Here is a 25,940-nt window from a genome sequence, read left to right as displayed (position 1 = left end):
TTAAACATAAGCGCATCAGCTGTTATTTGTAGTATGATAAATGAGCAGTGAAAAATAACTGGAGGGAAGAAGAATGACAACCTTTTATTTTGTCAGACATGGGAAAACGGAACTTAATTTAAGTTTACGATTTCAAGGTGGAGAGATCGATTCACCATTATTACCGATAGGTATTGAACAGGCAATTCAAGCAGGACGCTATTTAAGTGATGTTTCTTTTGATCTGGCAGCAGTCAGCACACAAAAACGAGCGATGGATACAGCCAATTATATTTTAAAGGAAAATAAGTATTTGGATGGCTTGACCTTACGCTATCAAGATAAATTGCGAGAAATCAAATTTGGTAAACGTGAAGGAGCAGAGATCGATCATACAGATGAGCAGACTTCATATTTACGTCAACGTCCTGATCTATATGATCCGTCAAACTTTGGCGGTGAAACGATCGACTCATTAGTGTCACGATCGACTGAGACGATTGAAAAATTAAGTGAAGAATTTCCAGATGGAACGATTTTGATCGTGGCTCATGGCGTTTTACTGATTACATTGATCAATTCATTGATTGGCAAGCCAAAAGCTAATTGGCGTGAAGGCGGTCCATTAGCGAACACAAGCATAACAATTGTTGAAAAAACAGATCAGTACCGTTTAAAGACATTCAATGATATTTCCTATCAAACAAAAACAGAAGAAGCATAGATAGAGATTGCGTATAACAACAAAAAAATATGAAATAAAAAGTCAATTGAAGCAGGTGGAGATGTTATGAAAAAGATGGCCGTGTATTGTGGGGCTAGTGTAGGGAATAAATCGATTTATGAAGAACGAACAAAAGAATTGGGTCAATGGATGGGCCAGCAAGGGTATGGTCTTGTATATGGCGGCGGAAATGTTGGTTTGATGGGAATATTGGCAGATGAGGTACTTTCTGCTGGCGGAGAAGCCGTGGGTGTGATGCCGACATTTTTATTGGATCGTGAGTTGGCGCATCAAAAGCTTAGCGAAATGCATATTGTGCAAGACATGCATGAGAGAAAACGACAGATGATCGATTTAGCTGATTGCTATCTAGCATTGCCAGGAGGACCAGGGACATTAGAAGAAATATCTGAAGTTGTTTCATGGGGGAGAGTTGGGGAACATCAGAATCCCTGTATTTTTTTCAATGTAAATGGATACTATGATTTACTGGCGGCTTTCTTTGATAAAATGGTTGATGAAGATTTTTTAACAAAAGCAGATCGAGAAAAAATCTTCTTTTCAGATGATTTAGCAGAGATTGGACAGTTTATTGAGAACTACACACCGCCCGTTGTTCGCTCGTACAAGTAACTAAAAAACTTCTCATTCCAACTACTGTCAGTATTGGAATGAGAAGCCTTTTAGTTATTTTTTTATGAATGGGGCACGGTTATTTACAGGAAGAGCAGTGTTTTTTTTGACGATCTTGATTTGGATAGCTTCTAGACGCTTAGAAAACCCTTGAGTTCCAGAAGATTGTCCATTTTTTGCCCAGCCTAACCAGCCGTAATCCTGACTGTGGACACGATAATGGATATCATAATAACTGGAAAGAGCGCCGTTTAAACGAATTTGAATGGCTTCCAGTCGTTTTGACTTACCCGTTGTTCCGCTCAGTGCGTTTTTTTCTCTCCATCCTTGCCAGCCATAGTCCTGAATATGTGTTTTATATTGAATCGTACCATCTATCGAGGCGTTCAATTTGATTTGAATCGCTTCTAAACGTTTGTATTTACCAGTCGTTCCACTTGTTTGAGCATTTGTGACATACGGTTGCCAGCCATAATCTTGAACATGAGTATGGTAACTAAAATCGTTTTCCGGATGAAAGGGTGTATAGGACTTTCTATTTTCAATTTTAGGACTGAGCGACTGTCCGTGTTCCTTTTGCTCTTTTAAATAGTGGATAAAAGCGTCTGTATCATTATTTTCTAAAACACCTAGCAGTTTTCCTTTAGTAAGTATCGGGTTGAAAACGGTACTTGTGTAAATATATTCATTAACAACGACTGTGACTAAGTGGTCAGGGGCAATCACTGTTTTATTTTTTTTCATGAGTTTTGTTAGAATATAAGGTTGTTTTGGGTCATAATAATTTGTGTATTGATACGAAATCCCAGCAATTTGAAGAGAGTTTTTCTGGTTGTTTTGATATTGTTGATTCAACAATTCTGTCAGTTGTTTTCCAGAAAGCTGAACGACATATAAAGGATTTCCAAATGGTTGAACACGATGAGCAGCACCATAGCGAATCGATCGATCTGATTCAACTGTAAGATCAGCCCGTAAACTACCCGTGTTGACCAGAGCCCCCTCTACCGGAAAACCTTCTTTCACGGCAATTGCGGTTTGTGCATCCGCAACTAAATTCCCCAAAGCAGATTCTTTCCATTGATTTTCCTTTTTTAAAATAGTGGTATCAGCATAACTAATGATCTGGTTTGCCAAGCCTTCGATTTGTTGGTCGGCATCTGTAGTAATTGTTTCAACAGCAGGATCTTTTTGTATAGATCGATCAACTCTTTTTAGTTGTGCTTGAGGCGTTTCTATGAAATCTTTTGTGTTAGCATCGAGATATCCAGTTACGTTACTAAAAAAATTTCCATTAGCGCCGCTTTGAACGATTCGAGTTTTTCCTGTAACGGTATTTATTTCTTTATGGCTATGTCCATCAAACAAAATATCTACACTATGTTCAGGGGCAATTTGGTTTAACTTATGAATGATTGTTTCCCCTTGACCTGAATGGGCCAGAACAATAATGGCTTGAACGCCTTGATTTCTTAATTCCTGACTATATGCCGCGATCGTTTCTGCTTCATCTAAGAAAGAATATTCTTCATAGTATTTTTTTGAAACGAGATCAGGAATGTTTTTTGTTACGATGCCGATGAATCCAATCGATAGTTTTTGTTGATCGATCGTCAGTTCTTTGATTGCATAAGGCTGCCAACTGTAAGGGATTGACTGATCACTTTTTCTGCGGACATTGGCGATCAGCATTTGTTGTGTGCTAGCTTCTCTAGGGTAGTTTTCAGTCTCTAAGTTAAAGACTCCCTTTGATGGAGCAGTACCTGTAAGAATCCGATTAAATTCAGCTAATCCTTCATCAAATTCATGATTGCCCAAAGTACCATAATCAAAAGACATTCTATTCATTGCTTTGATTGTTGGTTCGTCTTGAAGTAAGCTCGAATTGACTGGGCTGCTGCCAACCATATCACCAGCTTGAACTCTAAATGAGAAGCCATTCTGATTTTTAGTTTTAAACGCATTGGTTTCCGCTGCTAAATTACTAGAAAGAAAAGCTGCATCGGATAATGCGCCGTGAAAGTCATTGATCCCCAACACCTGCACAGGCAATACATCAGGTGTTTGATGCTGTTCCTCGGCTAAAGTAACAGCAGGAAAAGCGAAACAAAAAAACAACCAGATTGATAAAGCCAACCAATTTTTCATGTACTTCATTTATAACATCTCCTTTATGGAAATATAACATAGGTTCTTTAATTGTGCGAACGTGTAAAAAACTGAGGCAAAACATTTATTTGTTTTACCTCAGTTTTTTTATGGTTGGCTATGTTGATTTTATAATATAAGATAGCCATGAAGTTAATAAGAATAACAACGATAATCAACAACCAAGACTAGGTGCGTTCATCTGGTCCGATCGTTGTTGGTTTATTTTCAATTGAACTTATCGTATCAGTTGTATAGAGAATGACAAAAGTACATGAGTATCTAAAAAATAAAAAAACATGGAGTCAGCTGGGGATAGATAGCTGATTCCATGTCTTAAGCATTCAAAAATAGTAAATCATTGATTTTGAGATAAAATACGGTGTAAAAATTCTTTTGTTCGTTCTTCTTTTGGATGAACAAAAATATCTTCAGCAGTTCCTTCTTCTGCGATGACCCCTTTATCCATAAAAATCACACGATCAGAAACTTCTTTGGCAAAGGCCATTTCGTGCGTCACGATGATCATCGTCAAACCAGTATGAGCAAGATCTTTCATGGTTTTTAAAACTTCCCCGACCATTTCAGGATCCAACGCAGAGGTTGGCTCATCGAATAGCATCACATCAGGATTCATCGATAAGGCACGAGCAATTGCTACACGCTGTTTTTGCCCACCGGAAAGCTGTGATGGTTTGGCATCGATAAAACGGCCCATACCAACTTTTTCAAGGTTTTCCATCGCAATTTTACGTGCTTCTTCTTTCTCGCGTTTTAAGACAGTGATCTGCCCAGATGTACAGTTTTCTAATACATTCATGTTGTTGAATAAATTGAATGATTGAAAAACCATGCCTAAATGTGTTCGGTATTTTGGTAAATTGTAACCACGTTCGAGTACATTTTCATCATTATAAATGATTTTTCCGCCAGTAGGCTTTTCTAGTAAGTTGATACAACGCAATAATGTTGATTTTCCTGAACCAGAAGACCCGATGATCGTTACAACTTCACCTTTATTGACTGTTACATTGATATCTTTTAATACTTCATTTTCACCGAAGCTTTTTCGTAAATGTTCAACTTCAATAATTGCACTCATGATATTCCTCCTTAAAATAAAAGCGGAACAAGCCGTTTAGCCTTGACAGAAAAATAGGAAAAAGAAAATGTGGTGCTTTTTACCTCAATTTCTTTTTATCTTTTTTCCGAAAGGTTGGCTTGTATAGCTGGATAATACGAATGTTCAACACTTTCTTACGAAAGTCTCGTACTGTTCATCATCAACTCAAATCTATTCGTTGTGATTCTCAGTAAAAGCTGGCTTGAGCAGCTATCTAGCTTTCTTTTACATTTTCTACATCTTCAAGTTTGACATAAGCAGATGGGCCATCCATTTTCTTTTCAACAAAGCGTAATACACGTGTGATCGCATAAGTCATAATCAAATACATGATCCCGACGATTGTAAAGGTTTGGAAAAATTGGAAGTTTGCACCTGAAGCCGAATTTCCTTGGAAGAATAAGTCAGCTACTCCGATAACACTTAACACTGCGGTATCTTTGATGTTGATCACAAATTCATTCCCTGTAGCAGGCAAGATATTTCGCAATACCTGAGGAATAACGACTTTACGCATCGTTTGCCCATGTGTCATACCGATGGCTTGAGCAGCTTCGAACTGTCCTTGATCGACCGCAAAAATACCACCACGAACGATTTCTGACATATAAGCACCTGTGTTGACCGAAACGATGAATAATGCTGCGATTGTCCGATCCAAAGAAATACCAAAGGCCAATGCTAAACCATAAAAAATAACCATTGCTTGTACCATCATAGGCGTTCCACGGAATACTTCGATATAGATCGAAAGTAGCGCGTTACCGATCTTTTGGAAAAGGCGGACAACTTTATTTTCTGACTCTGGAATCGTCCGCACAACACCGATCAATAAACCTAAAGCTGTTCCGACAACTGTACCGATCAAAGCGATAAATAAGGTTAAACCGGCCCCGCGTAAAAACATCCCGCCATATTGGCTCCAAATTGTTTTGAAATCTGTTAAAACGCCTGCTTTTTCATTATCACTTGTTGCAGCAGCAGGTTGATCTTTAACGGCTTGATCCATGATTTTTGTTCGTTCTTCTGATGAAATACCAGATAAAATTTGATTGACTTGTGTGATTTCAGGATCTTGTTTACGCATCCCAACAGCGATTTGAACATCCTCAGGGTTTGTTTGGAAGCCGTTCTCTTTTGAGAATTCCAGCATTTTCAAGTCTTTGTTGACACTTGTAGCAGTCACACCTTCAGGTCGCTCGCTGACATAACCGTCGATCATGCCAGAAGCTAATGCTGTTCTCATAGCTGAGAAGTTATCCATCGCTTGCTGTTTATTTACACCAGGAATTTGATCGATGACGCTATAGTGGAAGGTATTTAATTGAGCAGTGATTTTAGCACCCGTCAAATCCTTTAAGTTTTTAGCATCAGCGTAATTGCCTTTTTTCTGAACAACGACAACCAATTGAGATTCATAATAAGGATCTGTAAAGTCGATTTCCTTGCGGCGTTCAGCCGTCGGACTCATGCCGGCAACGATCGCATCGATTTTTCCAGATTGCAGAGCAGGAGCTAAACCGTCCCATTTTGTTTGAACGATGACTAATTTTTTGCCAAGTCCATCAGCGATTTTTTTAGCGATCTGGACATCATAGCCGCCAGCGTAAGAAGAATTTCCTTGAATAGGAACGGCACCATTTGCATCTGTTTTTTGTGACCAGTTAAAAGGGGCATAGCCCGCTTCCATCCCAACACGAAAGTCGCCATTGGCTTCTCCTTGTGCGTGAGTAAGTACTGGTGCAAAGAAAAAACTTAAGATAAGTGCGAATAGTAGCCCCAGTGAAAATGATTTTTTGTTCATGTGTGTCTTCCTTTCTTGTCTCTCGTTGTATTTCTTGTCTCTTCATTTTAAGTTGAAAAGTCATGGAAGAACAGTGATTCCACTTTCGTTAAGAAAAAATGTTCTCGCTCAAAACAAAAAAGACACCCGCACAAATGCACGGCTGCCTACTATCGTCAGGTACTCTCAACAAAAACATAGCGCAACTTAGCATCACTACTAAGACAGTCCGCAAGTTATTGACTTACGTCCCAACATATAACAGGGAGGCTGTTATACATTTCGGCGATTTTTCCTAGACTCCCTTCAACGTGTCCTCTCACTCAGAAAGCTTAATAAAAACCGCAACCTCTACCTCAAACTGAGGTACTATTTAATTATTAGATTCGAGTATATAGTGTATGTTATTTACTCAAAAAAGTCAATGTTTAGTTCCGTAAAAACCATGAGGTAATCAGAGTTTCTTACTATAAACGGAAGGACGATAACTTAGAAGGAGAAAACAATCGATTTTCAGTGACGTTACGCACATTTTTTTTTCGTATGGTAAACTAAAGAATGAAACAATACTTTAAAGGAGTTATTGAAAAAAGGGAGGAATTGGTATCATAAAATTTAAAAAAATAACGAAGACAGCTGTAATACTGCCTTTATTTATTTTTATTGTGACGTTTATTTATGGCGCACTGAAAGTTGATTTTTCCGGTAATACACCGAATGAATCATATGGTTTGCTGTATTCATTTTTTGTATTACCAGCTATTTTTGTCGTCTATCTAGTAGCGTTTCTTGTAAATATTTTTGTAGCTGGAAAATTTCTAAAAGACTTTAAAAGAAAGTCACGGCTATTGCAGTTGTTGATCAGTATCTATGGAACAACGTTACTTATAGGAGGAATCATTTTCTTACGCATGGGTTATTTAGCGCTGTTTCCTTATGTAGCATTTTTTGCACCAGGAACGATCGGCATCTGTTTGACCACGATTTGTCTTGCTGTGACAGGCTGGTTGATTGTTGATAAGTCAGCAGATGAGATAAAGGATCATCCGGAAAAGCTTGAAGTAAAGACTATTATTATCGGACTGTTCCTTCCGATTTGTGTACTAGGGATCACGGTTGGTGCTCGGATTGGAATGCTGACAATGGCTCAGGGGAATAGGGATGAGGAATATAGGAAAACGATTGAGCAAAAACTTCAGGGTCACGGAATGATAGGGGATGTAAAAATCATCAAAGCCTATGATTCTTCTGGAAAATCAGATCGAGTTCAATTGGATTACACGATGACTCAAGATGGTATTACTGTTTATAGCAAAGGTGTTTTATATCGTTCGGATCAAAAAAGTGGGTGGATACTAGAGGATAGTAGTTTAACAACGTATAATAAATCGATTGAAACGATCTTACAAGTACCTGCGCATTCTAAAGAAGCAAAAGAATTTCTTGATACCTTCAAACAAGAAGTAGAGAAAAGTATCAAAAAAAGCAAACTAACCGATAAGATCGGACTAGATACGCCTCTTGAGAAAAATGAAATTCGAACAGCTTATGACTTACCTTATTTAGCATTTAATTATGAGCAGGATTTAAAAGAGATCCGACAACTGGCTGAAAAAAATGCACGCTCGTCAGATAAAAAGAAGGCAGCTTTTGGCGGTTTTGCTGCGCTGTCTATCGAACAATTGATGAATACTCATACAATCATCGCCAACATGCCGATCCAATATCCTTATGTCGAAGGCAGTGATTTTGATGAACGAGAGGCTAACGCTGTATTGTATCAAGCCTTGGTCATAAAAAATTTAGATTATTCGAAGCTGATGGATGGTTATTATGAAATTTCGGTAGATGAGCAAAGGACTAGATCGATCATTAGCATAAAGGATCAGCATTTGGATGGAATGCTCGATATTATGAGTATGTCGATGCTGGAAAACCCAACAGATGATTTAGGGAGTTTTAGTTCTTCTGACTATATGGAATGGTAAAGAAAAATGTAACTAAAAAAAGCTGCTGGGATCGAAAAGACCCCAGCAGCTTTTACTATTCAACGTAATTAAATTAAGCTTTTACAGCTTCTTTCGGTTCGCGGCCTAAAATAGCTTGTAGGACTGTTAAGACACCATATGAAGCTAAAATTGTGTAAATCAAGCTTGAATAAGTTGTAATATCGAAATCCCACGTTTTGTAAATGACTAAAACAATAGCTAAAACAATACCAGCAAGAACATTAAAGAATGCGAAAGCCCATAGGTTTCCATTTTCTTTGCGAGAAAGATAGAAGATAGAGAACCACAAACTTAAAACGCCCCAGGCGATGCAAACTAAAATAGCTGCCCAATAAATAATAAATGCTACCACGAAGTTTCACCTCACTTTTATACATAGAGTATTCTATCACGTTCTGCTTTGTTTGTCATGAAAAGACGGTGAAAAACCAAACATTTTCATTGCTTATTTTCAAGGAGAGAAAGAAGTTTTAAAAGAAAATGAGAGCAATTGTTTTTTTGATTATTTTCTATTTTCCGTTCGTTTACGTTATAATAAACTCATTAGGAGATGAGGGAATGGAAACGATCGACCAAAAGCAAGCATTGCATTTGATCAAAGAAGGGAAAAAGATTACTTTTTTGACGGGTGCAGGCATTTCTACACCATCAGGGATACCGGATTATCGTTCTTTATCAGGTGTTTATCAAGGGATTGAGCAGCCTGAATATTTATTGAGTGCGACTTGCTTAATAGAGGAACCACAAAAATTTTATGATTTTATCCAGACCTTGTATCATCCAAATGCGCGACCAAACATGATCCATTCAAAAATCGCAACTTTAGAAAAAACAAAAGAAACTTGGGTCATTTCTCAAAATATTGATGGTTTGCACAAAACAGCTGGCAGCCATAATCTGGTTGACTTTCATGGCAGCTTATACGACTGCTATTGTCGAAACTGTGGACAAAAAGTTTCGGTAGAAGAATATTTAACCTCTGATCGGCATCTGGTGTGTGGCGGGCAGCTTCGTCCGGGAATCGTTTTATATGAAGAAGGTTTGGATCAACAAGCAATTGTAACAGCTATTGAAGCTGTTGAACAGTCAGATCTAATCGTGATCGTCGGAACAAGTTTTCAAGTGCATCCCTTTTGCGATTTGATTCATTATACATCAGAAGAAGCAGTTGTTTTAGTTATTAATCAAACAACGATTCAGCTAAATAGACATGCTTATTTTTTAAATGAAGAAGCAGAAAGTATTTTTGAAAATATATAAAATAAAGGAGTTTTACAATGGAAGAAATCAAAACAGAACGTCAAAAAATGATCGATGGTGAGCTTTATTTTTCTGCCGATCCAGAATTGATCACGGCTAGAAAATTTGCTAGAGAACAAATGAAACTGATCAATAATGAAGAAGATCGTTTGATTCGTCGTCAGTTAGTGGAGGAAACATTTGGTTCTACGGGTACAGGTAGTTATATTGAACCTACGATCAATTTTGATTATGGTTTCAATATTCACGTAGGGAAAAATTTTTATGCCAATTTCAATAGCATTTTCTTAGATGTTTGCCCGATCACGATTGGAGATAACTGCATGTTTGGACCGAACGCTCAATTATACACTGCGACTCATCCGCTGCATCCTGTAAAGAGAAATAGCGGATTAGAGTTTGGCAAACCGATCACTTTAGGTAATAATGTCTGGTTGGGCGGAGGTGTTGTGATTACACCGGGAGTAACTTTAGGGGATAATGTGGTTGTTGCCGCAGGTTCGGTCGTGACCAAATCATTCCCAGCAAATTGCGTGATTGGCGGCAATCCGGCAAAAGTCATCAAAGAAATCGATGTAGAAGAAAAGAACACATCATTAGCCGATCAACGAAATAAAATCGATGCACTTGATAAGAAGATCGTTGCGCTGTTAGAAGAGCGGATGGATGCAGTGACATCGATTGCCGAAATCAAAAAGACTGCGGGCAAAGAAATTCTTGATCCTTCTAGAGAAAAAGAAGTACTAGAAAAAATTGCTGGTTACGTAACAAACGACATCTATAAAGAAGTAATGACAGAAACCTATCAAGGAATCATGGATGCGTCGAAGCATTTTCAGCAACAACAGTTGGACTAAGGTAGCAGGAGGGAAATAAATGGACGGAATCAAAAGGCGGGAACTGATTTTACAGACCTTAACGACAGCAGAAAAACCAGTGAGCGCCAGCCGTTTTGCAAAAGATTTAAATGTCAGTCGCCAAATCATTGTTGGCGATGTCGCCCTCTTAAGAGCGGCAGGGCAAGAAATCATCGCGACTGCGCGTGGGTATTTGCTGGAAACAACCCAAGATAAAAAAGGAATCTGGCGTAAAATCGCTTGCCAGCATGCTCCAGAAAAAACGGCAGAGGAGTTATCGATCATTGTCGCATGTGGTGGAGAGATTATTGATGTCGTCGTAGAGCATCCTATTTATGGTGAGCTGACAGGCGGTTTGCATATTCGTACAGAAAAAGAAGTTCAATCATTCATAAAAATGTATGAGAAAAGTAATGCGTCATTGTTATCAGAGCTGACGGAAGGTGTTCATTTGCACACGATTCATTGTGCGGACGAAGAAATGCTGGTGCGAATCAAAGAAGCATTGTCCGAAAAAGGAATTTTATATGAAAATTAGCGAGTACTAAAAAAGACAGTCTAAGTCGAGGCTGTCTTTTTTTTAGGTAGGCCGATTATTTTTTAGATAAAATCAAAAAAATTTGGAAATACTATTTACTTTTAAAATTTTAGATATATAATGTTTTGTAAGCGCTATCTAAAATAAGGAGTGATTTTAAATTGAGTAGACCAATTGATGTTCGTAACACAGTGGATGACGCGTATCAGCTGTATATTGACGGTAAATGGACGAAAGGCTCAGGTAGTCAGACAATCTCTAGTTATAATCCAAGTAATGGTGAAAAGCTAGCTGATTTTGTTGACGCCACTCATGCAGATGTTGATCAGGCAGTCGCAGCGGCGCAAGAAGCATTCAAAACATGGAAAGATGTCGATGTCGCGACTCGCAGTCACTTGTTGTTGGAAATTGCTGATTTAATCGATGAAAATAAAGAGCATTTGGCATTAGTTGAAACGTTGGACAATGGGAAACCCCTTCGCGAAACAATGACGATCGATGTTCCGGCGACAGCAGATCATTTCCGCTATTTTGCTGGAGTGATTCGTGGTGAAGAAGGAACTGTGAAGGATTTTGACACGGATACATTATCGCTGGTCATTAAAGAACCGATCGGTGTAGTAGGACAAATCATTCCTTGGAATTTCCCGTTGTTGATGGGCGCTTGGAAGCTGGCACCGGCACTTGCAGCAGGAAATACAGTGGTTATTCATCCTTCTTCCACAACATCCTTAAGTCTGTTGGAATTATTTAAATTACTCGATAAAGTATTGCCAAAAGGAGTAGCAAATTTAATTACAGGTCGTGGATCAGATTCAGGAAACTATATGCTTGAGCATGATGGCTTTGACAAGCTGGCGTTCACAGGATCAACAGAGGTTGGTTATACTGTAGCAAAAGCAGCAGCCGAAAAATTGATTCCGGCAACGCTTGAGCTGGGTGGTAAATCAGCCAATATCATCTTTGATGATGCGAATTGGGAGCGGGCCTTAGAAGGCGTTCAATTAGGGATTTTATTCAATCAGGGGCAGGTATGCTGCGCTGGTTCTCGTGTCTTTGTCCAAGAAGGAATTTACGATCGATTTGTAGCTGCGCTAAAAGAAAAATTTGAAACGATCAAAGTCGGTTTGCCATGGGAAGAAGGCGTTCAAATGGGTGCCCAAATCAATGAAAAACAATTAAAAGGGATTTTAGAGTATGTAGAAATCGGGACTAAAGAAGGCGCGAAGTTGATTACAGGCGGCTATAAGATTACTGAGAATGGATTAGATAAAGGGGCATTTTTAGCGCCAACGTTATTAGCAGATGCGAACAATGCCATGTGTATTGCACAAGAAGAAATTTTTGGTCCTGTTGCGACAGTGATGAAATTCAAAACAGAGGAAGAAGTCATTGCATTAGCCAATCAATCAGATTATGGGCTCGGTGGAGCAGTCTTCTCACAAAATATCAATACAGCGATTCGTGTTGCCCGCAAAGTGAGAACAGGTCGGATGTGGGTCAATACGTATAATCAATTGCCAGCAGGTGCACCATTTGGCGGTTATAAGAAATCTGGGATCGGCCGTGAAACACACAAATCGATGCTGGATGCATATACGCAAATGAAAAATATTTACATTGTGACAAAAGAAGAGCCGGATGGGTTATATAATTAAATAAAAAACATCGCAGTGGGTAAAACTGCGATGTTTTTTTTATTAATTATTTTCAGCTTCGAATTTTTCAAATGCAGATTTGATCACGTCTTTTAACGCATTTGCAGAAGCGTTCATCCGGTCCATTTCAGAATCTGTCAATGGGATTTCAATGACTTGTTTGATTCCTTGGCGGTTGATGACTGCTGGTGCGCCGATATAAATATCATTTTGTCCATATTCACCATCTAAGTAAACAGAAAGTGGGAAAACAGAATCTTCATCATCTAAGATCGCTTTTGTGATACGGGCTAAAGCTGCAGCGATCCCGTAGAATGTTGCGCCTTTTTTCTCGATGATCGAATAAGCAGCATCCCGTACATTGAAGAATAAGTTGACCATAGCTTCTTCATCCGTGTCAGGATTATTTTTGACCCATTCATAAATTTGGAGACCAGCGACATTTGCATGAGACCAAACTGGAAATTCAGTATCTCCGTGTTCTCCTAAAATGTAAGCATGGACGTTACGGGCATCAACATCGACTAATTCTGCGATTGCTTGACGGAAACGTGCAGAGTCTAAAGAAGTTCCTGAGCCAATAACGCGTTCTTTTGGAAATCCTGAGAATTTCCATGTAGAATAAGTTAAAATGTCAACTGGATTTGCTGCAACCAAGAAAATGCCATTAAAACCAGAATCAACGATCGCTGTTACGATTTGTTTATTGATTTTTAAATTTTTGTGAACGAGATCGATTCTTGTTTCACCAGGTTTTTGAGCAGCTCCTGCAGTTAATACGACAAGGTCAGCATCGTGACAATCGTCATAAGTAGCAGCATAAATTTTCTTAGGAGAAGTAAATGCTAGTGCGTGAGATAAGTCAGCAGCATCCCCTTCAGTTTTCTTTGTATCTATATCTATAATTCCAACTTCTTGTGCAATGTTTTGTGTGACTAAGGCAAATGCGTAACTAGATCCGACAGCGCCATCTCCAACCAAAATTACTTTTTGATGATCTTTATTTCCTGCTGCTGCAGTCATGTGTACCATTCCTTTCTGTTAATTGTTTTAACACGTTGATAATACCACCGTTTGTGATGTTTGTCACGTTTTTTGTTTGCATTTATTAATACAGTTTTTGAAGGTGTTTCATAAGAAAACTCTTTCATGTGCGGTATTTCACTATTTATGTTTTTAAAAGTTTTTTTCATGTACAAAGAAAGAGTATTCTCTTACGAATTTTTTAAACATTTAAAAAGGTAGGCTGTAGGCTGTTTTATGGTATAATTGTAAAAAACTGGGCAGAAGATTTTCCTGCCCGGGTATTTTGTGTTGAACAATATAAAAATAAGGAAAGAGAAATTTGTGAAGAATATTCTCTTTTAGTCCTTTTAAAATGAAGGAGAAATAGATAATGAAAATGATCGTTGGATTAGGTAATCCTGGAAGTAAGTATCAAGAAACGAAACATAATATTGGTTTTATAACAATTGATGAAATTGCACATCGTTACAATGCAACCTTTAATAAAAGCCAGTTTGAAGCAGATATTGCGCAATTTTTTATCGGTACGGAGAAAATCATGCTAGTTAAGCCTTTGACCTTCATGAACGAATCAGGCCGTTCAGTAGGTCCATTGATGACTTATTATGGAGTGGCTGATGAAGAGCTGATCGTCATTTATGACGATTTGGATTTAGCGGTTGGCAAGATTCGTCTGCGGGAAAAAGGCGGTGCCGGTGGACACAATGGAATAAAAAGTTTGATTGCTCATCTTGGGACAAATGTGTTTCCAAGAATTAAAGTAGGCATCGGCCGTCCACTTGGCAATACGCCAGTTGTCCATCATGTATTGAGTGGATTTCCTAAAGAGCAGCACGAAGAGATTTTACTAGCTGTGAAAAGTGCAGCAGATGCAGCGATCTATGCTAGCGAAGGGCACACCTTTATTGATACAATGAATCATTTTAACGGTAAATAAACGATAGAAGAAGGAGGACGCCTGACGTGAATATCATCGAACGAATCGGTTCAAGTCAGCTGGTTCAAGAATGGCAGCAACAGTTAGCAGGAAGCAACCGCCAACTAATCACAGGGTTAGCGGGTTCTGCTAAAACACTGATCATGACGAGCGCATTTAAGCAAAAAAAGAAAAAAATCGTCGTTGCGGTCCCTAATCTATATTACGGCAACCAGTTAGTTGAAGATTTTCGTAATGTATTATCTGATGACGAAGTCTATTTGTTTCCAGTGGATGAAGTATTATCCGCTGAAATGGCTTTTTCATCACCAGAAGCGAGAGCAGAACGAGTGGCAGCTCTTAATTTTTTATTGACAGAAAAAGCAGGAATCATTGTGGTTCCGGTGGCAGGGCTAAGAAAATATTTACCCAGCAAACAAACATGGGAACAGGGGCAGCTACATTGGGAAATCGGCAGTGAGCTCGAGCTAGATACATTAGCCCAGCAGTTAGTCTTGATGGGGTATGAGCGGCAGTCTTTAGTTGGAAAACCAGGAGATTTTAGTATCCGCGGCAGTATCGTAGATGTCTATCCATTGAATTCAGAATATCCTGTTCGTGCGGAATTATTTGATATTGAAATTGATTCGCTTCGTCAGTTTGAAGCGGACACTCAGCGCTCAGTTGGTGCGATCGAATCCGTTACGTTATCGCCAATGACAGATATGATTTTCTCTCAAGAAGATTTAGCTTATGGAGAGAAGCAGTTAAGTAAGGCGTTAGAAAAAAGAATTGCGATTGCTAAAGAAGCAACAGAAAGAAGTTTTTTAACCGATTATTTTGGTCAGTTGGCAACTTCTTGGAGTCAAGGAATCCCTACAGAGACTGCTCATTATTATACGGATTTCTTATATGAAGAAAAAACCACATTATTAGATTATTTGTCTGAAGACAGTTTGATTTTTGTTGATGATTATGCACGTATTTTAGAAGCAGAACGTGAAATCATTCGAGAAGAAAATGAATGGCACGTTCTTAAATTAGAAGAAATGCGCGTTTTTCCAGAACAAACTTTTGGTGTAGATTTCCACGAACAAATTCGCAAAATGCCCTTTTCAGCAACTTTCTTTTCGCTGTTTCAAAAAGGAATGGGGAATCTTCGCTTTCAAGCGATTCATAACTTTCAGTATCGTTCGATGCAGCAATTTTTCGGACAAATGCCTTTATTGAAAACTGAAATGGATCGTTGGCAAAAACAAGATCAGACAGTCATTGTTTTTGTGCCTACGAAAGAACGTAGTCAAAAAGTGGAAGAGCTGTTTCGGGATTTTGATATCTCCAGTGTTACAGCTTCGCCGAATAAATTGCTTGAAGGGAAAATTCAAATCGTTGAAGGCGCATTGCAAACCGGTTTTGAACTACCTGTTGAAAAAATCGTTGCAATCACAGAAAAAGAAATCTTCCATACAACTACGAAAAAAAGAGCGCGCCGCCGAACGGTTTCTAATGCGGAACGCTTAAAAAGCTATAGTGACTTAAAAAACGGTGACTATGTCGTTCATGCGAATCATGGGATCGGTAAGTACATCGGTATGCAGACGTTAGAAGTCGATGGTGTCCATCAAGACTACATTACGATTCTCTACCAAAATGATGACAAGCTTTTTATACCAGTCACGCAACTGAATTTGATTCAAAAATTCGTTGCTTCAGAAGCAAAGTCACCTAAAGTAAATAAACTAGGCGGCAGCGAATGGAGTAAAACCAAGCGCAAGGTTTCTTCAAAAATCGAAGATATCGCGGATGATCTGATTCAGCTTTATGCATCCAGAGAATCTGAAAAAGGCTATGCTTTTCCACCAGATGATGCCTACCAGAAAGAATTTGAAGATGCTTTTCCATACAGCGAAACAGATGATCAGCTTCGTAGTACAGCAGAAATCAAACATGATATGGAAAAAACTCGTCCGATGGATCGTTTATTAGTGGGAGATGTTGGCTACGGAAAAACAGAAGTGGCTTTAAGAGCGGCATTCAAAGCAATCAATAATAATAAACAAGTCGCCTTTTTGGTGCCGACGACCATTTTAGCACAACAGCATTATGAAACAATGTTGGATCGTTTTGAAGGATTCCCAGTTGAAGTTGGGTTGCTCAGCCGCTTCAGGACGAAGAAGCAGCAAAGTGAAACCATTGAAAAAATCAAGCATGGACAAGTGGATATCGTGGTTGGAACGCATCGTCTGCTTTCACAAGATGTGAATTTTAGTGATCTGGGATTATTAGTGATCGATGAAGAGCAACGTTTTGGGGTTAAGCATAAGGAACGCTTGAAACAATTACGGGCACAAGTCGATGTATTGACTCTGACAGCTACTCCGATCCCTCGTACTTTGCATATGTCTATGTTGGGCGTTCGGGACCTTTCTGTCATCGAAACCCCACCTGAAAACCGCTATCCGATCCAGACCTATGTGATGGAAAGTAATCCAGGTGCGATCAGAGAAGCCATTGAACGGGAAATGGCAAGAGATGGGCAAGTATTTTATCTGTATAATCGTGTAGATACGATCGAACAAAAAGTTGAGGAAATCCAAGCGCTGGTTCCAGAAGCAAGAATTGCTTATGCCCATGGTCAGATGACCGAAGTTCAGCTGGAGAATACGTTATTCGATTTTATCGAGCGGCAATATGATGTTCTGGTCACAACAACGATTATTGAAACGGGGGTAGATATCCCTAATGCCAATACATTATTTGTTGAAAATGCAGACTATATGGGCTTATCGACATTGTATCAATTACGTGGCCGAGTTGGCCGTAGTAATCGTGTGGCATATGCCTATTTTATGTATGAACAGCAAAAAATCCTAAATGAAGTAAGTGAAAAGCGCTTAGAAGCAATCAAAGACTTTACGGAGTTAGGTTCAGGATTTAAAATCGCAATGCGCGATTTATCGATTCGAGGGGCTGGAAATTTACTTGGCGCACAGCAACATGGATTTATCGACTCGGTCGGGTTTGACATGTACTCACAAATGCTGTCAGAAGCTGTTGCCCGTAAGCAAGGGAAAAATATTCAGGATCAAAAGACAACGGTGGAAATCGATCTTGGGATCGATGCCTATTTACCGACATCCTATATCTCAGACGAACGTCAAAAAATCGAAATTTACAAACGGATCCGCCAGTTGGAAAATATGGATATGTACGACGAACTGGAAGCAGATCTGCTTGACCGTTTCGGTGAATACCCTGATGAGGTGGCGCATCTATTGACCACTGGACAAATCAAAATGGATGGCGATCGTGCATTGCTTGAAACGATTCGCAAACGTAAACAAGAGATTGTATTTACTTTGAGTAAAGTCGGAACAAAAACTTATAGCGTAGAACAGATTTTTGAAGCGTTGTCTGAAACGCAGCTAAAAGCAGATTTAGCTGTGGACAATGAAAAAATGACGATCCGGTTGAAAGTGCCGAAAGATATGAAAGAAGCAGCATGGCTGCAAGAAGTAGCTTCATTTACCACTGCTTTAAGACAAGAGAAATACAAAACAAGTGCAGTGGAGGCTGAGTGAGAATAGTCGAGAACGATGGAGCGGGTTCGGCTATTAGACTTATCCAGCTTTACGAGCTGATCTCTCGGAAAAAAGATAAACATTCATGGCGATAGAAAGCATCGCCAAATCATTTTTCCTATTTTTCAGTCGAGATCAATCGAGCTCGTTCAGCTTTTAGACGTATCCAGCTTCTCAGACCAGCTCTAGAAACAAATAGATAAATTTTGTCAAAGATAAAGAACATCTTCGTCAAAATTTCCTAATTTGTTCGAGAGCTAATCGGTCTGTTCAGCTTTTAGATTGGAGGTTAAGTAATGGCACATAAGGAGATGCGGTCGATGATGCAGGGGGCCGTTGTTTTGACAGCGGCATCGTTTGTTGCTAAGGTACTGAGCGCCGTTTATCGTGTGCCTTTTCAAAATTTAGTTGGTGATGAAGGGTTTTATGTTTACCAGCAAGTTTATCCGATTTATGGGATCGCGATGACGTTAGCGTTGTCTGGTTTGCCGCAGTTTATTTCAAAAGTAGTAGCAGAGCAGCCAGAGGTCAGTGGTCAAAAAAAGGTTTTACAACAGCTGTTTCCCTTTGTTTTTGTGATTGCGGTGCTGTGCTGGAGCTTTTTCTTTTTAGGCAGTGATGAAATTGCCTATATGATGGGAGATCCTAAGTTGGCCTCCTTGATTCGGGTCGTTTCTTTTACTTTTTTACTGGTACCGATCCTATCCTTTTACCGTGGAAACTTTCAAGGACATCTATTAATGATTCCAAGTGCTGTTTCTCAAGTGGTGGAGCAAATTGTTCGAGTAGGCGTGATTTTGGTCGCTGCCTATTCATTTAGCAGTTTCGGTTGGTCGATTTATCAAACTGGAACGATCGCAATGGCTGGTGCGCTTTTTGGCGGGATCGTTGCCGCCGTGATTCTTTGGTATTATGATCAGAAAATACGGGTAGGCAGTTCGGCTTATCTGACCCAGTGGTCTTTTTCGAAAGGCTCAAGAAAATTATTTGGCCGATTGTTGTTAGAAGGCGGCATCGTGTCATTATACAGCGCTTTTTTGATTCTATTTCAACTGATTGATTCATTTGTTGTAAAAAATGCATTGGTTGTCTCAGGAGTGAGTGATTCAGCTGCAAAAATCGATAAAGGTGTTTATGACCGAGGACAACCTTTAGTACAACTAGGTTTAGTTGTTGCTTTAGCATTGAGTTCTAGTTTCTTACCTGCACTGACGAAGTACTTTATCAATCAAGAACAGGGGCGCTTTTTACAGGCTGCCAAGATTTTTTTACGATTGACTACGGCGATTGCAGCGGCAGCTTCGGTTGGTTTGGCGTTATTGCTTCCTTATATGAATTATGCATTATTTAAAGACTATCAGGGAAATGGTGTTTTGGGCATCTATGTTTGTTCCATTGCATTTATGGCAGTAATTCAAGCCTACCAAAGTATCTTTCAAAGCCAAAATCAATTCAGGACGGCGCTGCTAGCCGCTTTTGCAGGTCTTTTAGTAAAGGCGTTTTCTTCACACCCTTTGATTTATTTGTGGGGAACCGCTGGTGCGAGCCTATCGACAATTGTGGGTTTGATAGCAACCTTAGTATTACTGGTTCTTTTTTCAAAAAAGGAAATTAATCAATTTGCTGGTGAAGGACGTTTTCTTAAAAAATTATTGATTAGTTTAGGTGGAATGAGTATCGTATTGTTATGCTATCAAGCAGTAGTTGCCATACTTTTAGGAACGATCGTCCATCGAGGGCAAGCGTTAGTTGTCACAATTTTAGGTGTTCTGATTGGCGGAGGCTCATTTATTTTTATTATCATCAAAATAAATTTATTCACGATCCGTGAATGGCTGACACTGCCGTTTGGAGCGAAAATATTAAGAATGAAGAGGTAATAGTTATGCGTTTAGATAAATTTTTAAAAGTTTCACGTATCATCAAAAGAAGGCCTGTGGCAAAAGAAGTTGCAGACAAAGGTCGAATTCAAATCAATGGTATTCTTGCAAAATCGTCCAGTAATGTAAAAATTGGTGATCAAATCAAGATTCAATTTGGAAATAAAATACTGGAAATTGAAGTTCTTGAGCTCCGTGATTCAACGAAAAAAGAAGATGCTGAGAAAATGTATCAGATTATTTCCGAAAAAAGAGTAGAAAATAGTGATAATTTAGATTAGACAAGCATCTTAGATGTTGGTATAATATAGCAGACAAACCAAAAAACGAGTGGAGCGGAAAACATGGGAAAAAAGAAAAAAGACACGGAGAAAGTTGCTGCATTAGATAATGAGTATACAAAAGAACAGTATGCCGAGTTTCAAAAACAGCATAAACAGTTGATTTTCAGACGTCGGCGTTTAGCGGTTGTTTTTCTCGTAGCGTTTGTAATTTTTCTCGTTTCAGGTTTTCAGCTGATGAAAGATTACCAACAGCTTAATACCTTCAAGAAACAGCATGTTGAAGCTGTAGCTGAATCGAAAGAAGCAGATAAAAAGCTTAAGCGTTTAGAACAAGATGTTGCACTCTTGAGAGATGAAGATTACGTTGCTAAGTTGGCACGCAGTCGTTTTTATGTTTCAAAAGAAGGCGAACAAATCTACAATATCCCAGAGTTAGGCGGAACAACTAGCTCGAATGCAGAACAAAAATCATCAGCAGAAGAAAGTCAATCACAGTCTCATTCCTCTGAGAAACAATCAGGCGAATAACTGCAGATATAATAGGGTAAATAATAGGAGGAACATTTTTTTTATGTCAATTGAAGTAGGAGCTAAGTTGCCAGGGAAAGTGTCAGGTATCACAAATTTTGGTGCCTTCATTGATTTAGGTGAAGGAAAAACAGGGTTGGTTCACATTAGTGAAGTATCAAATGGGTTCGTTAAAGACATTCATGATGTCTTAACTGTAGGAGATGAAGTGACAGTCAAAGTGACTTCGGTTGGTGATGACGGTAAAGTCGGCTTGTCTATTCGTAAAGCACAAGAACAACCAGTAGAACAAAAGCGTGAATTTCAACGTCGTGATAACCATGAACAGCAAGGAAATCGTGACCGTGGACAACGTCCAGCGCCTAAAAAACAATTTACAAGAGCACAGCCAACGAATTCAAAACAAGATTTTGATTCATTGATGAGTTCATTTTTAAAAGATAGTGATGACCGTTTGTCTTCACTAAAACGCAATACAGAAGGTAAACGTGGTGGACGAGGCGGTCGCCGTAACTAATAAACAATCGAAGCTGAGCGAGAGCTCGGCTTTTCTGTTTTAGCTAACTTTATGAGAGGAACTGGGAGTGAGTGAATGTTTCAGGAATTTTACCGCTATTGTAAAAAGAATCATTATTGGCAAGCGGATGAGCGGATTCTTCTGGCTGTTTCTGGAGGAGTTGATTCTATGGTCTTAATGCATTTAATGCAACGCTCGGCCAAAAAAGATGGCTTCCATCTGGCGATAGCGCATGTGAATCATCAGTTACGATCTGAATCAGCGGAAGAAGAAGCCTATCTAAGACAGTATTGTCAAAAGCAAGGACTTCCTTATTATAGTAAAGAGTGGAAAGCAGCTGACAAATCCCGGAATACGGAAGCGCGAGCTCGACATTTCCGTTATGCTTTTTTTACGGAACTTATGGAAAAAAACGCGTATTCCAAACTATTCACAGCACATCACAGTGACGATCAAGCTGAAACGATCGTGATGAAACTAACTCGAGGCAGTACATTGACAAATTTAGTAGGCATTCGTTCTGAGCAAAGTTTTGGAGAAGGGCAATTGATACGTCCATTGCTACTATTTTCTAAAGAACAGTTAGAGCGGTTTGCTGAACAGGAAAAAATTAGCTATTTTGAAGATAGTACCAATCTAAGTGATGAGTATGTACGTAATCGGATGAGACACAATGTTATCCCGATGTTAAAAAAAGAAAACCAACAGTTTTTACAACATATGAGTGATTTTAGTACGCAAATCAACTATGCTGACGAATTGATTCAATTGGTGATTTTGCCTAAGTATCAAAGGTGGGTTTCGGAAACACAAGAAGGTTGGCGCATTCAATTGCAAGAGCTAAAGCGGGAAGAAAAAAGCATTCAATTTTTTTTCATTCAGCAATTACTTCAGCAAACATTAGTCCCTCAAAACATCAATGTCAGCCAAAAGCAAGTTCAACAACTTTTGACACTAATAAACGATTCAAAACCACAAATGATGATTGATTTGGAGCAGGACTGGCAAATGATCAAGGAATATGACAGTGCCTATTTGAGAAAAAGAACGATGATTTCAGAAAACGAATTATTTTCTCTAAACGTAGGCGAGCAATTGTTTCTTTCAGAAAACGAATGGCTATGTTTAGAAAAAAGTGGAGATATTGTTGAACAACCTGAAAGAATCAGAAACTGGCAGGAACGTTCCCTAACGATAAGTAGTGAGATCCCTTTGCCGCTAACTGTTCGGCATAGGAAAGAAGGTGATCGAATCGCGTTGACACCCCAATTAACGAAACGAGTCAAACGTATATTTATCGATCAAAAGATCCCTAATTCTGTCCGAGAAAAAAACTGGCTGATTCTCTCAAGTGCAGAAGAGATCATCTGGATGCCTAAATTTGCAAATTCATATTTGAGTATTCCTAAAGAAACTGATAAAATACTCTACAGACTCCTTTATAAAACAAAGGAGTAACATTCAATGAATATGAACGATGAAATATGGGAGAATAACCTACAAGGAAAAGGAGAGCACTATGCTAGAGAAAGATATTGAGCGAGTTTTGATTTCACAAGAACAAATCCTTGAAAAATCAGCTGAACTTGGAAAACAGTTGACAGAAGATTACAAAGGCAAGAATCCTTTAGTGATCGGTATTTTAAAAGGTGCCATTCCTTTTATGGCTGATATTACACGCTGCATCGATACACATTTGGAAATGGATTTTATGGATGTATCAAGCTACGGCAATGCAACGGTATCATCCGGTGAAGTAAAAATCGTTAAAGATTTAGACACAAATGTTGAGGGTCGGGATATCCTGATCGTTGAAGATATCATCGACAGTGGGCGAACATTAGCTTATTTAGTAGATTTATTTAAATATAGAAAAGCAGCTTCTGTAAAAATCGTGACATTATTAGATAAACCAGAAGGCCGTGTTGTAGATATCGTCGCAGATTACGTTGGCTTTGATGTGCCGAATGAATTCGTTGTCGGTTATGGTTTAGACTATGCAGAAGCTTATCGGAACCTGCCTTACGTAGGGGTCTTGAAACCAGAAATCTACGAATCAAATTAATATCTCTCTTGGAAATAGTTATGTTACAATGTAATGGTCAGAATTGATAAAAAATAAACCGTAAACACAAGAATTACGAGTAGTTGTTCAAAGGAGGACAGGCATGAATAAAAAAAATAGCGGCATGAAAAATGGCCTATACTATGTATTGCTTATTTTAGCGATGGTCATGGTTGTATATTTCATCTTTGGAAATAGCAATCAACAGTCGCCGGATATTGAATACTCAACATTTAATACCCAATTAGAAAAAGGGAAAATCAAGGAAATGACGATCCAGCCAACAAATGGCGTGTACAAGATCGTTGGTCAGTATAAAGACAAACAAGAAATCAAAAACACTGGAGGTCTTTCGTTATGGGGATCGACAGAAGTATCAACAAAATCATTTACAACGATTGTCCTGCCAAGTGACATCACCTTATCAGGGATTCAGGAAATGGCGAAAGACAATAATGTAAAATTAACAGTAAAAGAGCAGTCAACAAGTGGTGCTTGGTTGTCGATTCTATTTAGCTTCTTACCGATCGTGTTATTCATCTTCTTATTCTATATGATGATGGGTCAACAAGGCGGCGGTGGCGGTGGCGGCGGCCGTGTCATGAACTTTGGTAAATCAAAAGCCAAAGAAGCAGACAAAAAAGCCAATCGCGTACGCTTCTCTGATGTAGCAGGAGCCGAAGAAGAAAAGCAAGAATTAGTTGAAGTAGTCGAGTTCTTAAAAGATCCACGACGTTTCGTTGAATTAGGTGCACGTATTCCAGCAGGTGTTCTTTTAGAGGGCCCTCCAGGAACAGGTAAAACATTACTTGCTAAAGCCGTAGCCGGTGAAGCAGGCGTACCGTTTTACTCTATCTCAGGTTCAGACTTCGTTGAAATGTTTGTCGGTGTCGGTGCCAGCCGTGTCCGTGATTTATTTGAAACGGCGAAGAAAAATGCACCAGCGATCATTTTCATCGATGAAATCGATGCTGTCGGTCGTCAACGTGGTGCCGGTATGGGTGGCGGACACGATGAACGTGAACAAACCTTAAACCAATTACTCGTTGAAATGGATGGTTTTGATGGCAATGAAGGAGTTATCGTTGTTGCTGCAACGAACCGTTCAGACGTTTTAGACCCAGCATTATTACGTCCAGGTCGTTTTGACCGTCAAATTTTAGTTGGTCGTCCAGATGTGAAAGGCCGTGAAGCGATTCTTAAAGTTCACGCTCGTAACAAACCGTTGGCTGATGATGTTGACTTAAAAGTTGTTGCACAACAAACACCAGGTTTTGCTGGTGCTGATCTAGAAAACGTCTTAAACGAAGCGGCGTTAGTTGCTGCTCGTCGTAATAAAAAGAAAATCGACGCGTCAGATGTGGATGAAGCAGAAGACCGCGTGATTGCCGGACCAGCTAAGAAGGATCGCGTAATCAACAAGAAAGAACGCGAAATGGTTGCATACCACGAAGCGGGACATACGATCGTTGGGTTAGTTCTAAGCCGTGCTCGCATCGTCCACAAAGTAACGATCATTCCTCGCGGACGTGCTGGTGGATACATGATCGCTTTACCAAAAGAAGATCAATTCTTGATGACTAGAGAAGATATGTTTGAACAAATCGTTGGCTTACTTGGCGGACGTACAGCAGAAGAAATCATCTTCGGTGTTCAATCAACTGGTGCATCAAATGACTTTGAACAAGCAACAGGAATTGCACGCAGCATGGTCACTGAATATGGAATGAGCGATAAATTAGGTCCTGTTCAATATGAAGGAAACCACCAAGTCTTTGTTGGCCGTGATTATGGTCAAACTAAAGCTTACTCTGAACAAGTAGCATTTGAAATCGATCAAGAAGTACGTCGTATCTTGATGGAAGCTCATGATAAAGCGCATGAAATCATTGAAGCACATCGCGCTCAACACAAATTGATCGCAGAAAAACTACTTGAATTTGAAACATTAGATGCGCGCAGCATCAAGTCATTGTTTGAAGAAGGTGTTATGCCTCAAGATGTTATCGATAGCCAGTTCCCAAGTGAAAAGGCTCAAACATTTGAAGAAGCCAAACGTGCATTAGAAGAAAAAGACGCACAAAAACAAGCTGAAGAAAAACAAGACTTTGAAGAGGCGAAAAAAGAATTGCACGACGAAGCAGAAGAAGTAAAAGCGAACAGTGAAAAAGCAGAAGAAACTGTCCAATCTGAAACAAAAGATGAAGACAAAAAAGATGACTCTGAATATGATCGCAACAACTTTGAAGATCGTTACAAATAATCATTCTTAGAAATAATAAAAAGCGGTGTAGCATGAAAAACTACACTGCTTTTTTTCATCTAACCATAGACCTCATTTTTGTTGATGATTTGAAGCATTATTCTTTCTAAAAAGCCTTTTAATAGTTCGCTCCACTTATCCATGGAATCATTCCATTCCCAATATTCT

At 39.1% G+C, this 25,940-nt stretch carries 21 protein-coding genes and 1 riboswitch; of the genes, 16 read left to right on the top strand and 5 right to left on the bottom strand.

What is annotated here, in order from left to right:
* Window positions 1–73: 73 nt before the first annotated feature.
* Together CC204_RS10025 and CC204_RS10020 are read left to right on the top strand one after the other, a co-directional pair.
* Complete coding sequence (locus CC204_RS10025) at window positions 74–703, top strand: histidine phosphatase family protein (RefSeq protein ID WP_088270018.1); 630 nt, start codon at window positions 74–76, stop codon at window positions 701–703.
* Window positions 704–769: 66 nt separating this feature from the next.
* Window positions 770–1,336, top strand: coding sequence for an LOG family protein (locus tag CC204_RS10020; protein WP_088270017.1), 567 nt, complete (start codon window positions 770–772; stop codon window positions 1,334–1,336).
* A 54-nt stretch (window positions 1,337–1,390) separates the two neighbouring features.
* On the opposite strand, the gene CC204_RS10015 is transcribed toward CC204_RS10020, so the two are convergent.
* The 3 genes from CC204_RS10015 to CC204_RS10005 all read right to left on the bottom strand — a co-directional run bounded on the left by CC204_RS10015 (window position 1,391) and on the right by CC204_RS10005 (window position 6,411).
* A complete protein-coding gene (locus CC204_RS10015; protein ID WP_088270016.1) occupies window positions 1,391–3,493 on the bottom strand; it encodes a 5'-nucleotidase C-terminal domain-containing protein in 2,103 nt (700 codons plus the stop codon).
* Between the two features lie 349 nt (window positions 3,494–3,842).
* On the bottom strand, window positions 3,843–4,586 hold the full coding sequence (locus CC204_RS10010; protein ID WP_088270015.1) for an amino acid ABC transporter ATP-binding protein: 744 nt from the start codon (window positions 4,584–4,586) through the stop codon (window positions 3,843–3,845).
* A gap of 235 nt (window positions 4,587–4,821) precedes the next feature.
* Window positions 4,822–6,411: an ABC transporter permease subunit gene (locus CC204_RS10005; RefSeq protein ID WP_088270014.1), complete on the bottom strand. Its 1,590-nt coding sequence runs from the start codon at window positions 6,409–6,411 to the stop codon at window positions 4,822–4,824.
* Window positions 6,412–6,580: 169 nt separating this feature from the next.
* Window positions 6,581–6,752, bottom strand: a riboswitch (Lysine riboswitch).
* Window positions 6,753–7,055: 303 nt separating this feature from the next.
* On the opposite strand from CC204_RS10005, the gene CC204_RS10000 reads away from it, so the two are divergent.
* Entirely contained in the window at window positions 7,056–8,378 is a 1,323-nt protein-coding gene (locus CC204_RS10000) for an MFS transporter (RefSeq protein ID WP_088270013.1), read from the top strand.
* Window positions 8,379–8,451: 73 nt separating this feature from the next.
* Here CC204_RS10000 and CC204_RS09995 read toward each other — a convergent pair whose 3' ends face one another.
* Window positions 8,452–8,751, bottom strand: coding sequence for a hypothetical protein (locus CC204_RS09995; protein WP_087642030.1), 300 nt, complete (start codon window positions 8,749–8,751; stop codon window positions 8,452–8,454).
* Between the two features lie 206 nt (window positions 8,752–8,957).
* Here CC204_RS09995 and CC204_RS09990 point away from each other — a divergent pair, with 206 nt between their 5' ends.
* The 4 genes from CC204_RS09990 (at window position 8,958) to CC204_RS09975 (ending at window position 12,712) form a co-directional block, all read left to right on the top strand.
* Window positions 8,958–9,659, top strand: coding sequence for an NAD-dependent protein deacylase (locus tag CC204_RS09990; RefSeq protein WP_088270012.1), 702 nt, complete (start codon window positions 8,958–8,960; stop codon window positions 9,657–9,659).
* 17 nt (window positions 9,660–9,676) lie between these two features.
* The gene (locus CC204_RS09985) at window positions 9,677–10,516 is read left to right on the top strand and encodes a chorismate mutase (protein ID WP_088270011.1); all 840 of its coding nucleotides are present in this window, start codon (window positions 9,677–9,679) and stop codon (window positions 10,514–10,516) included.
* Between the two features lie 19 nt (window positions 10,517–10,535).
* The gene (locus CC204_RS09980) at window positions 10,536–11,054 is read left to right on the top strand and encodes a transcription repressor NadR (RefSeq protein WP_088270010.1); all 519 of its coding nucleotides are present in this window, start codon (window positions 10,536–10,538) and stop codon (window positions 11,052–11,054) included.
* A gap of 161 nt (window positions 11,055–11,215) precedes the next feature.
* Entirely contained in the window at window positions 11,216–12,712 is a 1,497-nt protein-coding gene (locus CC204_RS09975) for an aldehyde dehydrogenase family protein (protein WP_162288341.1), read from the top strand.
* A gap of 42 nt (window positions 12,713–12,754) precedes the next feature.
* Here the strand turns inward: CC204_RS09975 and CC204_RS09970 are convergent, their stop codons facing one another.
* On the bottom strand, window positions 12,755–13,735 hold the full coding sequence (locus CC204_RS09970) for an L-lactate dehydrogenase (protein ID WP_088270009.1): 981 nt from the start codon (window positions 13,733–13,735) through the stop codon (window positions 12,755–12,757).
* Window positions 13,736–14,108: 373 nt separating this feature from the next.
* Between CC204_RS09970 and pth the strand changes: the two genes are divergently transcribed.
* From pth to ftsH, 9 genes are all read left to right on the top strand, one after another.
* Window positions 14,109–14,675 carry an aminoacyl-tRNA hydrolase gene (pth, locus tag CC204_RS09965; RefSeq protein ID WP_088270008.1) on the top strand — a complete coding sequence of 189 codons (567 nt, stop codon included), beginning with the start codon at window positions 14,109–14,111 and terminating at the stop codon, window positions 14,673–14,675.
* A gap of 26 nt (window positions 14,676–14,701) precedes the next feature.
* Window positions 14,702–18,235, top strand: coding sequence for a transcription-repair coupling factor (gene mfd / locus CC204_RS09960; protein WP_162288340.1), 3,534 nt, complete (start codon window positions 14,702–14,704; stop codon window positions 18,233–18,235).
* A 296-nt stretch (window positions 18,236–18,531) separates the two neighbouring features.
* Window positions 18,532–20,115 carry a putative polysaccharide biosynthesis protein gene (locus tag CC204_RS09955; protein ID WP_088270006.1) on the top strand — a complete coding sequence of 528 codons (1,584 nt, stop codon included), beginning with the start codon at window positions 18,532–18,534 and terminating at the stop codon, window positions 20,113–20,115.
* 5 nt (window positions 20,116–20,120) lie between these two features.
* The gene (locus tag CC204_RS09950; protein WP_088270005.1) at window positions 20,121–20,396 is read left to right on the top strand and encodes an RNA-binding S4 domain-containing protein; all 276 of its coding nucleotides are present in this window, start codon (window positions 20,121–20,123) and stop codon (window positions 20,394–20,396) included.
* Window positions 20,397–20,459: 63 nt separating this feature from the next.
* Window positions 20,460–20,927, top strand: a complete 468-nt coding sequence (locus CC204_RS09945; protein WP_088270004.1) for an FtsB family cell division protein — start codon at window positions 20,460–20,462, stop codon at window positions 20,925–20,927.
* Between the two features lie 43 nt (window positions 20,928–20,970).
* Window positions 20,971–21,444, top strand: a complete 474-nt coding sequence (locus CC204_RS09940; RefSeq protein ID WP_088270003.1) for a S1 domain-containing RNA-binding protein — start codon at window positions 20,971–20,973, stop codon at window positions 21,442–21,444.
* Between the two features lie 75 nt (window positions 21,445–21,519).
* Window positions 21,520–22,902, top strand: a complete 1,383-nt coding sequence (gene tilS, locus CC204_RS09935; RefSeq protein ID WP_088270002.1) for a tRNA lysidine(34) synthetase TilS — start codon at window positions 21,520–21,522, stop codon at window positions 22,900–22,902.
* A 61-nt stretch (window positions 22,903–22,963) separates the two neighbouring features.
* Window positions 22,964–23,509, top strand: coding sequence for a hypoxanthine phosphoribosyltransferase (gene hpt / locus CC204_RS09930; protein WP_088270001.1), 546 nt, complete (start codon window positions 22,964–22,966; stop codon window positions 23,507–23,509).
* A 103-nt stretch (window positions 23,510–23,612) separates the two neighbouring features.
* Entirely contained in the window at window positions 23,613–25,772 is a 2,160-nt protein-coding gene (gene ftsH / locus CC204_RS09925; RefSeq protein WP_088270000.1) for an ATP-dependent zinc metalloprotease FtsH, read from the top strand.
* The last annotated feature ends 168 nt before the right edge of the window (window positions 25,773–25,940 follow it).

Source organism: Enterococcus wangshanyuanii (assembly GCF_002197645.1).
Lineage (GTDB): Bacteria > Bacillota > Bacilli > Lactobacillales > Enterococcaceae > Enterococcus_L > Enterococcus_L wangshanyuanii.
The sequence above is the reverse complement of the archived record's forward strand: the minus strand, read 5'-3'. Positions and strand labels throughout refer to the sequence as shown.

Coding starts and splice junctions, on each gene's coding strand:
- CC204_RS10025 (WP_088270018.1), top strand. CDS start 74: ATGACAACCTTTTATTTTGTCAGACATGGGAAAACGGAACTTAATTTA.
- CC204_RS10010 (WP_088270015.1), bottom strand. CDS start 4,586: ATGAGTGCAATTATTGAAGTTGAACATTTACGAAAAAGCTTCGGTGAA.
- CC204_RS09985 (WP_088270011.1), top strand. CDS start 9,677: ATGGAAGAAATCAAAACAGAACGTCAAAAAATGATCGATGGTGAGCTT.
- CC204_RS10015 (WP_088270016.1), bottom strand. CDS start 3,493: ATGAAGTACATGAAAAATTGGTTGGCTTTATCAATCTGGTTGTTTTTT.
- CC204_RS09980 (WP_088270010.1), top strand. CDS start 10,536: ATGGACGGAATCAAAAGGCGGGAACTGATTTTACAGACCTTAACGACA.
- CC204_RS09955 (WP_088270006.1), top strand. CDS start 18,532: ATGGCACATAAGGAGATGCGGTCGATGATGCAGGGGGCCGTTGTTTTG.
- CC204_RS09945 (WP_088270004.1), top strand. CDS start 20,460: ATGGGAAAAAAGAAAAAAGACACGGAGAAAGTTGCTGCATTAGATAAT.
- tilS (WP_088270002.1), top strand. CDS start 21,520: ATGTTTCAGGAATTTTACCGCTATTGTAAAAAGAATCATTATTGGCAA.
- CC204_RS09990 (WP_088270012.1), top strand. CDS start 8,958: ATGGAAACGATCGACCAAAAGCAAGCATTGCATTTGATCAAAGAAGGG.
- ftsH (WP_088270000.1), top strand. CDS start 23,613: ATGAATAAAAAAAATAGCGGCATGAAAAATGGCCTATACTATGTATTG.
- CC204_RS09940 (WP_088270003.1), top strand. CDS start 20,971: ATGTCAATTGAAGTAGGAGCTAAGTTGCCAGGGAAAGTGTCAGGTATC.
- CC204_RS10020 (WP_088270017.1), top strand. CDS start 770: ATGAAAAAGATGGCCGTGTATTGTGGGGCTAGTGTAGGGAATAAATCG.
- CC204_RS10005 (WP_088270014.1), bottom strand. CDS start 6,411: ATGAACAAAAAATCATTTTCACTGGGGCTACTATTCGCACTTATCTTA.
- pth (WP_088270008.1), top strand. CDS start 14,109: ATGAAAATGATCGTTGGATTAGGTAATCCTGGAAGTAAGTATCAAGAA.
- hpt (WP_088270001.1), top strand. CDS start 22,964: ATGCTAGAGAAAGATATTGAGCGAGTTTTGATTTCACAAGAACAAATC.
- CC204_RS09950 (WP_088270005.1), top strand. CDS start 20,121: ATGCGTTTAGATAAATTTTTAAAAGTTTCACGTATCATCAAAAGAAGG.
- CC204_RS09970 (WP_088270009.1), bottom strand. CDS start 13,735: ATGACTGCAGCAGCAGGAAATAAAGATCATCAAAAAGTAATTTTGGTT.